The following is an 11,914-nucleotide window of genomic DNA, read 5'->3' on the forward strand; positions in this document are numbered from 1 at the left end:
AATTTATGAATACGAATTGGCTTGCACAATTTCCTGATAATTTTAGGATTAACATTAATGATTCTATCAATAATGTTGTAAACGATATTAATAAAAATTTTGAAGGATTGTTTAAGGTAATAAAGGATGGCGTTTTAGGATTACTTGACGGAATCGGCGCTATTATCAATATAATACCCTGGTGGTTATTAATTCTTATTGTTTTCTTTCTGGGATGGAGAACTAGTAAGAAAATATATAAAGGTATAATGTATGCATTGAGTTTATCAATAATAGGTATATTAGGCCTTTGGGAATTAATGAATCTGACCCTGGCTATAGTTATAGCATCTGTTTTAATATCTTTATTATTTGGATTACCTATTGGGATTTTGCTTTCATCAAGTAAAAGGGCATTTGCCATTGTCCGTCCAATTCTTGATGCTATGCAGACAATGCCCTCCTTTGTATATTTAATTCCTGCGGTTATGTTCTTTGGATTAGGAAAAGTTCCAGCAGTTATCGCTACTATTATTTATGCAATACCACCTGTTATAAGGCTTACCTGCCATGCTATAAATCAAGTAGATAAAGAAATGGTAGAAGCGGCTCAATCCTTTGGTTCAACCAGAACCCAGCTTTTATTAAAGGTAAAGCTTCCCCAGGCATTACCAACTATAATGACTGGTGTTAATCAAACTATGATGATGGCGGTATCTATGGTTGTAACATGTTCAATGATTGGAGCAGCCGGACTAGGGGAAGAAGTATTAATAGGCATTAATCGTTTGGAAATCGGAAGAGGTTTCACTGCCGGTGTCTCTATCGTGATTATTGCCATCCTTATGGACCGTTTAACCCAGGGCTGTTTTAGCAAAAAAGCATCAGCATTGGAGGAATAAAAAATGGAAAATATATTAGAAGTAAAAAACGTAACTAAAATATTTGGGTCCGGCATCGGAAATGCATTAAAATTATTAAAGGCCGGAAGCAATAAAAAAGACATATTTAAACGTTTTGGCACAACAGTGGGAACAGATAATGTATCCTTTGATGTAAAAAAAGGTGAAATATTTGTTATAATTGGTTTATCAGGAAGCGGTAAATCCACTATTATCCGTTGTTTAAATATGCTGCATCATCCAACCTCAGGAGAAATCTTATTTAACGGAAAAGATATTTGTAAATTCAATAAAAATGAATTACGTGAATATAGAAGAAATCACATTTCCATGGTTTTTCAACATTTTGGCTTAATATCCAACCGTACTGTTTTAGGAAATGTAACATACGGATTAGAAGTTAAGGGTATTCCCAAAGCAGAAAGGGAAGCAAAAGCAGAAGAAATGCTTTCACTGGTAGGACTGGAAGGATGGGCAAATCATAACATATCTTCACTTAGCGGCGGTATGCGCCAACGTGTAGGAATAGCTCGTGCACTTACCAACGATCCTGATATTCTGCTTATGGATGAACCATTTTCTGCTTTAGATCCTATTGTAAGACGGGATATGCAATTTGAGCTGCTTAAGATTCATAAGATGGTTCAAAAAACAATTATATTTATTACACATGATATTAATGAAGCTTTTAAAATTGGTGACCGTGTAGCAATTATGAAAGACGGCAAGATTGTACAGATTGGTACACCGGAAGAGATATTAGAACAGCCCGTTAACGAGTATGTAGAAGAATTTGTTAAAGATATTGATAAAACAAAAATACTTTGTGTAAAGCATGTTATGACAGTTCCTTCTGCATTTGTAAAACAAAGTGACGGGCCAAATGTTGCTATGAAAGAAATGAAATCCAATGGAGTTTCCAGCGTTTATGTGGTTGGTGATAACATGAGGTTAGTTGGTTTACTCACTCTTGATGGTGCGCTAAAAGCAAGAAATGGAGAAGTCCCATTAAAGGATGTAATTATAAAGGATATTCCTGTTACCAATTCGGAAGTGAACCTTCAGGACCTTCTGCCAATTGCAGCTGAGGCGAAATATCCCATCGCAGTTACCAATCAGAAAAACCAACTGATTGGAATTGTTACCAAAGCCTCTGTACTCTCCTCATTAGCTTAATACTAAATTATTAGAGGGAGACTGTTTGAATACAATAAATGGCTATCTCAGCCGTTTAGTTAAAGATTATCCTTGAATAGGGTTTAAACAATAATCTCAATTTTTAACCCATTAAAAGTGGCTGTTGCAGATATTCATTTAGCAGCAGCCACTTTGTAATTGGTTCCATAATGTATGAAATATAATTGTTTTATTATTGAATTTTTGCTGAGTAACCTTTTAACGTACTTTTCATACCCGCCGGCAATGAAATGGTTAATAGATAAGCTATAAGACAAGTTCCCACTTTATCAATCAGATTATTACCTATCTTTGTAACAAAAGATGCTGTAAATAAGCTGGCTCCTGCATTCTTAAGTGCCATAACGAGAACATCGGAAACCGTTCCTGTTAGTCCGCCATATAAAGCGATACCTATGGGTGTACCTATTAACGGTGCTACAACACTTAAAATAAGACCTGTAATAATTGCAGTGATTACATTAAATTTAAATTTCTTAGCAATAAAACCTGTAATTAATGCAACAGCAATACTTACCAGGGCAAACGGGATATCCCGCATACTATAGATGAATCCTGTAATAACATTGGTCAATGCCCCAACAACGGCACCAGGAAAGGGCCCTATCAAAACGGCAGTAAGGATAGTACCTAAAGTATCCAGATAGAAGGGCAATTTTAATAATGAGGTTATAATACCCAATACAATATTAGCTGCAATAGCAACAGAACAAAAAGTCATTAAATACACCGGACTATTTCTTTTCATTGAACGTTCCCCCAATTCATAATACTTAAAATAAAATACCTATTTTAAAATTGTATTATGAAATCAGGAATATAACAAATTAATAATACCGATATAATCGATACATTAATAGATATTATCTATTAATTAATATGAGTAGTAAAAGTACTCAAATCCATAATAGGAATATCAACATTTTCTTTTTTCAGAAAAGATATCATTTCCTCCATAAATATTCCCGGTTCTTTTGCCATGTAAAGGTTGTAAAATTTTTTATGTAAATCCGGGCAACCAGTAAATTCACCTCCCCAGTCCCCTTTACAAGTCATATGGTATCCGCAGCTTGGACTTCCATCTATGGCGATAATACCTAATAGTTGAAAACGTTCCGGATAAGAAGCATATTCTTTTAACTGCATGATAATGGGTTCTAACATCTCCCTGCATTGTTTTCGAAAATAAGGATGATTAAATTGTTCTTTCACATGTCCCCATCTTTTGGCTCCATATAATAAAAATTCCGGGCATGGAAGTTGGAGTAGTTGTATATTATTCTTTAGTACATACTTTATTAATTTTTCTCTGTTAGCATTTTCCTGTTTTATTTCTTCTTGATTATAGCTCACCACTTTAGATGATGTATTTAAGATACAATGTGAAACTATTAGTATTTTATCCATATTTCAACCCTCCTGTCATGATGCTGCTTTATGGCATTGTATATGGAAAGAAGTTAAAATGAAATTCAAGTGAATTTCATTCCGGAATTTTTCTGAAGTATACTTTTCCATTTGTGAAGATACTTATTCTTCACTCTTCCTCCTATAGTCTATTAGCTGCTTTTTATCAGTGTTTACCATTAATATTACAAGCAACAGCTTGATCCATCAAACCATTTGAAATAACATCTTCATAATTCTTCTGATTCTTTCTGAACCAGGAATTTGCGTAGGAACAAGAAGCAGTTGCTTTCTTTCCTTCTTTTCTTAAATGTTCTGCAACTGTAGCCATTACCTCTCCTCCAACACCTTGTCCTCTTAGTTTAGGATTAACATAGACATGTTCTATATCTATCTCTCCATTTTCTTTTTGACGGAAATTAGCCTCTGCCAATATTTCACTATTTTCATCTTCACTATAAATTCTATTGTTTTCAAATTTCCAATTCATAAAATTTTGCCCTCCATCCTATAGATATATTTATTATTCCCACTAGTAATAAATAAACTCAAAATATTATAATCATTTTATTTACATTTACCACCATTCATACTACATTCATTTACAGATGTAACACAAAAAATCAAAATATATTATTTTTTCCTTTGTTTTCTCTCAACTATATTGTCCGTTTGAACATTATGATAACCTTCAGTATTCTTTATAAACTGTTTATATAAGTTTGTTTTCTTTCAGAATGATACCGTTTACCGGCATCTCAGATAATGTTGCATAATTCTATTATATAATAAAAAAACATCTTTTGCAGTACCTTATATACAAAGCAAAAGATGTTTATTGAATTAACATTTTATTAAGCTCATTTTTTATTTTTGATTTATTTATTACCTTTTATTCATTTTTCCTTGTATAAACTCTTCTACGTTTAAGAAACCCTCCTTAAATCCTAATTCATAACATAACTTCATAACATCTGGCTGCTCCAGATAAGACTTTTCCAGTATTTCCTTTTGTAAGAATACCATTTTTGTAGAATCATCAAGTATTGCATGTCCTTGTGCAAATACAATGGCCCGTTCAAATACATCTGCCACAAAGTTCATATCATGAATAATGGTAATCACAGTTTTTCCATCGTTACGAAGTTTACGAATAATATCTTTAATGCGTTCCTTTCCAGCATAATCCTGTGCAATGGTAGGCTCATCAAAAATGATAACTTCCGTATCCATAGCAAGAATGGAGGCAATTGCCGCCAGCTTTCTTCTTGAAAGCCCTAAATCATATGGATTTGTATGTTTCTCTTCTGCCAGACCAACAATCTCAAGTGCCTCCAGTGCCTTTATCTTAGCAGTTTCCTTATCCATACCAATCTGAAGGGGGCCAAACATAACTTCATCTAATACCTGATTTTTAAATATTTGATCATTGGGGTTTTGAAATACCATACCAACATGTTTTGCAATAGCAGCAACGGTCATGTCTTTAATCCCTTTACCGTTTAACAGAATTTCACCTTCTGTTGGTTTTAATAAGCCTTTCAACAATTTTACAAAGGTAGTTTTACCGGCTCCATTTTGACCAATAATTGCAGTTGACCGGCTATCAATAACAAAATTAAGACCTTTAAGAATTTCGTCTCCTTCCACATAGGAAAAATGAAGGTTCTTTACTTCAATTGTACTCATGCCTTACATTTCCCCCTTCCTATCACCGGATAAAATTCTCTTCGCTTCCTCCAATGTAATTGGATAATATCCGCTGCTTCTGTCTTTTAATCCAAGTTCTCTGCATATCTGAGTATACACTGGTGCTTCCACACCGTACTCATCTAAATCATCACGTGAAAAGATTTTCTGGGGAGTATCTATATCTATTAACTTACCATCCTCCAGCAAAACAATGCGGTCACTGTAGGCTGCTATCTTTTCCATGTTGTGTTCCACCATAATTATGGTAATACCCTGTTTACTTAACTTTTGTACTGCCTGAAATACTTCTTCCCTTCCCTGAGGATCCAGCTGAGACGTAGGCTCGTCCAATAATATGACTTCCGGTTTCATGGCTATGATACTGGCAATTGCCATTCTCTGCATCTGTCCCCCGGATAAATCAAAGGGATAACGGTCACGGTATTTACTAATATCCAAAAGTTCCATGGCATCATCAATGTGTTTTATCATTTCCTCCCTGGGAATTCCCATGTTTTCCAATCCAAAAGATATTTCTTCATATACCGTTAATTTGGATCCGGTTACCTGATTAAAAGGATTTTGAAAAACGATTCCTACGGTTTCACACAACTCTTCAACGCCTACTTTTTTTACTTCCATGTCATCTATAAAAATTTTTCCCCCATAGGCTCCTTTATAAAAATTCGGTATCAGTCCTGCAATTGCCTGACACAGGCTGCTTTTTCCGGATTCATTTCTTCCAATAATTCCAATGAACTCACCTGGTTCAATGGTAAATGAAATATCATCAAGAGCCAGTTTATTGGTTCCGGGATACTTATACTTCAGATGTTCAATTACTATCCTAGCCATACGGTAATCCTCCAAATCAGAGCAGCTGCAATACCTAATAATAAAGCTATCTGTATATAAATATCTGCACTTGTTTTTACCTGTTCATTTAAAAATGTCTTCTTATTCTTTGAATTAAATCCCCGTACTTCCAATGCTAATGCTCTCTCTTTTGTATTAATCAGGGAACTCATTATAACCGGCGAAATCAAAGGAATAAATGCTTTAATCCGTACCCATAGCTTCCCTTCTGTTTCCATACCTCTGCTTCTTTGAGCATCTGTTATAGTATTCATGGTTTCTGTCATCTGAGGTATAATTTGAAACACGGAAATAAATACATAACCAAAACGGGGTGAGAATCCTTTCCTGACAAAATTCTCAATCATATCGGAAGGTTTGGTAGTAAGAATTAATACACAAAAGCTTAATAATATATTGATTACATTAACCAATATTCCCAAAGCGAAATTCAATCCTTCCTTATAAAATACTGCCGGCCCAATTCTGAATAATGGTGTTATATTTCCTGCCCAGAATAATCCTTGAATAATCAGGACCGTTACTAATACAAAACCGGAGACCCCTAGCAATGGCAGCGTCTTTTTAAGGACTTTTCCTGATAGCAGTAAAATTATGCTCAGAACAATAAATCCCATGCCTGCCCATCGTATTCCTAACAGGGCAGGCACGGTAATTGCAGTAATGATATATATAATCTTGCTTTCCGGAGCCATCTTATTGAGCCACGATCCCTTGTCTACATATAAGCTAATACTTTTCAATAGTAAACTCCTCTCAAACTATTAATCCAAACTTTCTACTTCTTCATTATTGTGGAACAGATTAAGCAGATTCTTTGGAAGGCTTTTCTGAATGATAAATACCAGAATAACCACTGCCAATTTGTCCGGCACATCCACTACTAATTCATCCAAACCGGAAGCCAGCCACATAGGCATGTTCTGAGACACTGCCCATGCATACAGCGCATCTCCCCATACATTACCGGTGGTTCCTCCCCAGTAATATATATTTAATGGTGTAGAAATGATAACTGCTACAATACCGACTATAATACCTGTTAAAATGGCACCTTTTAGATTCTTCATAAATCCCTTATAGGCCAGAATACCAACTACAATACCAATACCAATATTGGTAAGGGCATATACTGTTGAAATAGGATCTAGTGTCAGACCATATATAATGTTGTTGACAGCACCACAGACAGCACCAATAATTGGCCCACCAAGTACTGCTGCCAGACAGGTTCCAATAGCATCCAGCCATAATGGAAGTTTTAACAAACTAGCAAATAATTTTCCTAAATAATTAATGCCAATTGCTGCAGGTATTAATACCAGCGTTGCAGTGTTAAATTTTAATGACCATAACTTTTTACTCATAATAACCTCTCCTTTTATTATTTATTTTATTTTCTTCCTTTACAAATGCTTCCAAAGCTAACAAAATTTCATTCTTTTCACCCAGTTTCATAGATGCTTCTCCATCTACATAACCATTTATTTCTTCTGCTAAATTCCCTTCATACTCAACTACCGTGTTTAAAATAGAGGCTGTTTTTACACCTCTTAGTGCCCCAATGGTAAATAAAGCTGCTGTCTCCATATCTGACCCCATAATGCCTTTTCCAGACCAATATTTACTTATTTCCTCCTCATTGTCAATATAGAAACTATCATGACTTCTTGCTTTTCCTATAAAAAATGGTACTTTGCATTCATTGGCTGCTTCTAAAACACTGATTAATAATTCCGTATCCGGAATAGCCGGATATATGCTATCTATATAAGCTTTTGAGGCTCCCTCATCCCTAACTGCACCATTAACAATCAATAAATCTCCAAATTTCATTCTGGGATCCAGCCCGCCGCAGCTTCCGATCCGTATCATATACTTTACTCCGATATTATGAAGTTCTTCTACTGCAATTCCCGTAGAGGCTCCTCCCATTCCGGTTGAAACCGCTAACACCTTAAGTCCTTTGTAATATCCGCTAACACTTCTCATTTCCCTATTATAAGCCAATTCTTTTGACTCCGTCAGAAAGGTCTTAATGTGATCAATTCTGCCCGGATCCCCGGGAAGAATCGCATATTTGGCGGCGTCTTCTTTTGACAGCCTGATATGTGCCTGCAAATCTATCATAAATATTCCCCTACTCCTTTCAAAGTCTTTGTAAGAATGTTTCTTTCAACCTTTCTTTTTTCCCTGTTTCTCTGTTTGTCTTGCCGGCTGACATTCTTCTTCCAGTAACTTTTCAAAATTCTTAATTACAATATGCGCTTTTGTAATCTCAATAATTCCACTTTCCTTTAATTGTTTTAAAATATTTAAGGGAATACAAAGTATTCGTTCCCATATTGCTGCATAATACATACGTACTATCGCTCAGCTTGTCTGTTTCCGATAATTTTTCAGTGCATTAAACTTTTATAATTCTTTTAGTAAACTTATGAAGAACCTACCATTTGTTTTGTGTATTATGTATACATTATGGAATTAAATAATTTTTTTTGTGTTATTTTAAATTAATTATATTCCCTTTGTCAAGGCAAGTAAAGGATTATTGTCCTTTTATAGTGATGTTTTTTACCATAATAAAAAAAGTATATATTTATCTAGGACAAATGTCCAAAATAAAATATATACTAAAAAAGGCTGCTGCAAAACCAATATGCCATTCTGAAAAGTAAATCCATATATAGCTGAATTCTTGTCCATAGAAACTTATTCTAAAAGTAAGATTCTCCATCCAATATTCAACTATGCTGAAATCCCATATTCAGAATGACTGTCTTGCAACAGCCAATAATTTTTTATCTTTTATTTAAATTTTATCTTTTATTTTAAGTTAATCTAGATTGAACCACATTACTGGCTTTACTCTGAATTCTTCACTATTTGCTTCATAACCATATTCCATAGCAAGTCTGTTTACAGACAGGAAGGCTGCACTGCTTGGTTGGTTACCTGGAGAACGAAGCCAGCTGTTACTTTTTAAATCAGGAATAAGTTCATTATATTGCTCTATTTCATCAATACTGAAAAGATATATATAATCTTGTGTATCGTTTCCTCCATCTGTTCCATACTTGGGATTATCCGGATTTTTTACAGTAGTAAGTATAATATTATCTTTCTCTGCTTGTGTAAAATTTTCATTCAGGAATTCTGAATTCAGCCAATTACGCAATGTAGACTGCTCCCATGTAATATCTCCTCCATTGGTATTGTATGCCATACCGGGCAATGCCAGGTCCTTTAGTAATAAAGCCTGATTACCTTGTATATCTAATATTCTCCACTTATTTTCACCTATATTAATGGTATCTCCGATTTCACTATTTTTAATATATAGTTTTTCCATGTCCACTTTTTTCTGGTCACTGTCTTTATAGTCCCCTGCTGCTTCAAAAGCTTTTTTAGCATTTTTATAATCTTCTTCAGCCATAGCCTTTAATCCTTTTTGGTATCTGCATTCGGCCATTCTATCTTTACTATCTTTAAAACCATCTATTTTTTTATAGATTTTAATTGCTTGATTATAAGAACCAGTAAACTGATATGCATTGGCTAAATAATATTTTGCATGAGTATTTTTGATTCCAAAAAATATTGCAACAACTGCAAGTACAACTGCCGCACTTCTTATTAACTTTTTCCTGCCTGATTTCTTTTCTATACGGGTGATTGCTTCTTCACATTTTTCCGCCAAGGTATTGGCATCCAGGTAACCATCGATTTTACGAAATTCTTCGGCAGCTAATTTATATTCATCTGCCCGTTTGGCCTGTTCTTTCAGCTCCGTGGCATTTTTATAAATCTGGTCTTTAATTTCCCCCTCTGTCAATTTAGCAAGACGATTACATTCCCCGGCAAGCTCCTTGGAATCTTTATAATCAGATAATTCATCAAATTGTTTTGCTGCTTCAAGGTACATATCTACTTTATCTTTATAAGGAGTCATACAGCCTATTGATTGCATTAAATTTAATACTTTTTGGTAATTGATTTCTTTACCTGCATCAATGGCTTCTTCACTTTCTGCTTCTGTTTTTAAAATTGTTTCATCCGTCATTTTATTTTCCTCTGCTAATTTTTCTAACAAATCCTTGTCCTTTTGAGACATAATAACCATCCTCATTTCCAAAAGTTCTATTCTTTAATTGTATTTGCTATTAAAACAAATACAAACACATCATATTCTTTTTTATTCAAAAAGTAAATATCAAAAAAAGGATATGCTATTTATGTATTTTTTGTACAGTATCGTTATAAATATCTTTTCGAAGTTTTTTTAGATATTCCGAAAAAGCCACATTACCATTACCATAATCTAAATTGGTAGTATATTCAAGGGGTATCCAGGTAGAAAGGTCTGCTTCGTTATGCTGGATAATTACTTCTATTTTGTCTAAAGCTTTGTATATTTTAGCTTCTAAAGTTTCCAAAGCCTCCATTTCTTCATACATAGCCCTAAGTTCCGTATTATAAGGTGCCGGCAGGGAATCCACCCAATTATATAATTGTTTGCTTTCTTCCTCTTCATCTTGTGCAGTTTTGTTAAAGGATGGGATATCACCGGTAAATGCTTCTCCCATATCATGGAATATACACATCTTTATTACTTTATCCATATCCGCTTCCGGAAATTCATCTTTTAAAAAATAAGCAAATAATGCTAGTCTCCAGCTATGTTCTGCTACACTTTCATGTCTTCCTTGTGAAGTCCAGGAATGGCGGGTGTTATTTTTTAAATTCTCTGCTGTTCCAAGAATTTCAATTAACTTTCTCGTATCCACTTACTTACCTCCTGTTATTTAATTATTCCCATTATCGTCATTTACCTATTATAGTAAATGAGGTTTACCATCGGATGTATTCATGCTTCCTTTGATTATACCATTATTAATAAGAAATGGCGAGGAAAATCCCCGCCCCAAGCTAACTACAATTCATAATTATATTCATTGCTCCGCCAAAATAGCTTTTATTCTGTGGATCAGCATATCCATTGCCACATTATTCTTTCCCCCTCGGGGTATAATAATGTCTGCATATTTTTTATAAGGCTCTACAAATAATTCATGCATTGGTTTTACGGTATTTATGTATTGCGCTATAACAGATTCCAAACTTCTTCCCCGCTCATTTACATCTCTAACAATTCTGCGGATCAGCCTTTCATCCGCATCGGTATCTACGAATACCTTAATATCCATTAAGGAACGAAGATTCGCATTTTCATAAATTAAAAATCCCTCTACTATAATAACTTTAGCAGGATTCACTCTTATTGTTTCGGCAACCCGGGTATGTTCTTTGTAAGAATAGACCGGCCTGTCAATTGCATCACCTTGTTTTAATGCCTTAATGTGGGTAATCATTCTTTCGGTATCAAATGCATTGGGATGGTCATAATTTAGTTTTGTTCTTTCTTCAAAAGGCAATTCATCGTGAGGTAAATAATAAAAATCGTGGCTTAATAATTCCACACTGTCTCTAAATGCTTCTTTTATTCGATTCGCAACTGTTGTCTTTCCGGAAGCAGAACCTCCTGAAACCCCTATAACAACAACATTTTTCATACAACTTACCATGCATACCACAAGTGATATGTGATACTGCCACAAACCTATGTGAAAGATATAACTGTGGCTTCCTTTCATTTATTTTTTCTTTCACACTACCAAATAAATGCCGTTCTTATATTCTATACATTCCAACGACATAAATCACCTTGGTTTCCTTTTTTCTTTTATATTCTATCATATAAAACGAAGAAGATAAATCACAAAATAATTTATTGGAAGTACTTTTATCTAAAGTAAAATAGTGGTATAATCATTTTTGCTTGGGCATATGTAAAAACCATT

14 protein-coding genes are annotated in these 11,914 nt (G+C 34.4%); 2 read left to right on the forward strand and 12 right to left on the reverse strand.

Annotated features, from left to right (window positions below; all coding sequences use genetic code 11):
- Positions 1-5: 5 nt before the first annotated feature.
- Both BM183_RS21000 and BM183_RS09490 read left to right on the forward strand, forming a co-directional pair.
- Positions 6-881, forward strand: a complete 876-nt coding sequence (locus BM183_RS21000; RefSeq protein WP_091686450.1) for an ABC transporter permease — start codon at positions 6-8, stop codon at positions 879-881.
- 3 nt (positions 882-884) lie between these two features.
- The gene (locus BM183_RS09490) at positions 885-2,057 is read left to right on the forward strand and encodes a quaternary amine ABC transporter ATP-binding protein (RefSeq protein WP_091686451.1); all 1,173 of its coding nucleotides are present in this window, start codon (positions 885-887) and stop codon (positions 2,055-2,057) included.
- A 193-nt stretch (positions 2,058-2,250) separates the two neighbouring features.
- Here BM183_RS09490 and BM183_RS09495 read toward each other — a convergent pair whose 3' ends face one another.
- The 12 genes from BM183_RS09495 to udk form a co-directional block, all read right to left on the reverse strand.
- The gene (locus tag BM183_RS09495; RefSeq protein ID WP_091686453.1) at positions 2,251-2,826 is read right to left on the reverse strand and encodes a CD3073 family putative ECF transporter S component; all 576 of its coding nucleotides are present in this window, start codon (positions 2,824-2,826) and stop codon (positions 2,251-2,253) included.
- 122 nt (positions 2,827-2,948) lie between these two features.
- Positions 2,949-3,485, reverse strand: a complete 537-nt coding sequence (locus BM183_RS09500) for a CD3072 family TudS-related putative desulfidase (protein ID WP_091686455.1) — start codon at positions 3,483-3,485, stop codon at positions 2,949-2,951.
- Positions 3,486-3,651: 166 nt separating this feature from the next.
- A complete protein-coding gene (locus BM183_RS09505; protein ID WP_091686457.1) occupies positions 3,652-3,975 on the reverse strand; it encodes a GNAT family N-acetyltransferase in 324 nt (107 codons plus the stop codon).
- A gap of 395 nt (positions 3,976-4,370) precedes the next feature.
- Positions 4,371-5,174, reverse strand: a complete 804-nt coding sequence (locus BM183_RS09510) for an energy-coupling factor ABC transporter ATP-binding protein (RefSeq protein WP_091686458.1) — start codon at positions 5,172-5,174, stop codon at positions 4,371-4,373.
- A 3-nt stretch (positions 5,175-5,177) separates the two neighbouring features.
- Positions 5,178-6,032 (reverse strand): energy-coupling factor ABC transporter ATP-binding protein, encoded by an 855-nt coding sequence (locus BM183_RS09515; protein WP_091686460.1) that lies wholly within the window; start codon positions 6,030-6,032, stop codon positions 5,178-5,180.
- Positions 6,020-6,796 (reverse strand): energy-coupling factor transporter transmembrane component T family protein, encoded by a 777-nt coding sequence (locus BM183_RS09520; RefSeq protein ID WP_091686461.1) that lies wholly within the window; start codon positions 6,794-6,796, stop codon positions 6,020-6,022. Before BM183_RS09520 ends, BM183_RS09515 begins: the two co-directional genes overlap by 13 nt.
- A gap of 21 nt (positions 6,797-6,817) precedes the next feature.
- A complete protein-coding gene (locus BM183_RS09525) occupies positions 6,818-7,420 on the reverse strand; it encodes an ECF transporter S component (RefSeq protein WP_091686463.1) in 603 nt (200 codons plus the stop codon).
- Positions 7,413-8,183 carry a nucleoside phosphorylase gene (locus BM183_RS09530; RefSeq protein WP_091686465.1) on the reverse strand — a complete coding sequence of 257 codons (771 nt, stop codon included), beginning with the start codon at positions 8,181-8,183 and terminating at the stop codon, positions 7,413-7,415. Before BM183_RS09530 ends, BM183_RS09525 begins: the two co-directional genes overlap by 8 nt.
- Positions 8,184-8,228: 45 nt before the next feature.
- On the reverse strand, positions 8,229-8,414 hold the full coding sequence (locus BM183_RS09535; RefSeq protein ID WP_091686466.1) for a winged helix-turn-helix domain-containing protein: 186 nt from the start codon (positions 8,412-8,414) through the stop codon (positions 8,229-8,231).
- 475 nt (positions 8,415-8,889) lie between these two features.
- Positions 8,890-10,167 carry a DUF6273 domain-containing protein gene (locus BM183_RS09540; protein ID WP_091686468.1) on the reverse strand — a complete coding sequence of 426 codons (1,278 nt, stop codon included), beginning with the start codon at positions 10,165-10,167 and terminating at the stop codon, positions 8,890-8,892.
- A gap of 115 nt (positions 10,168-10,282) precedes the next feature.
- Positions 10,283-10,840: an HD domain-containing protein gene (locus BM183_RS09545; protein ID WP_091686469.1), complete on the reverse strand. Its 558-nt coding sequence runs from the start codon at positions 10,838-10,840 to the stop codon at positions 10,283-10,285.
- Positions 10,841-11,005: 165 nt separating this feature from the next.
- Positions 11,006-11,626: a uridine kinase gene (gene udk, locus BM183_RS09550; RefSeq protein WP_091686536.1), complete on the reverse strand. Its 621-nt coding sequence runs from the start codon at positions 11,624-11,626 to the stop codon at positions 11,006-11,008.
- Between the last annotated feature and the right edge of the window lie 288 nt (positions 11,627-11,914).

The sequence above is a fragment of the Anaerocolumna aminovalerica genome (assembly GCF_900115365.1).
Classification (GTDB): Bacteria; Bacillota; Clostridia; order Lachnospirales; family Lachnospiraceae; genus Anaerocolumna; species Anaerocolumna aminovalerica.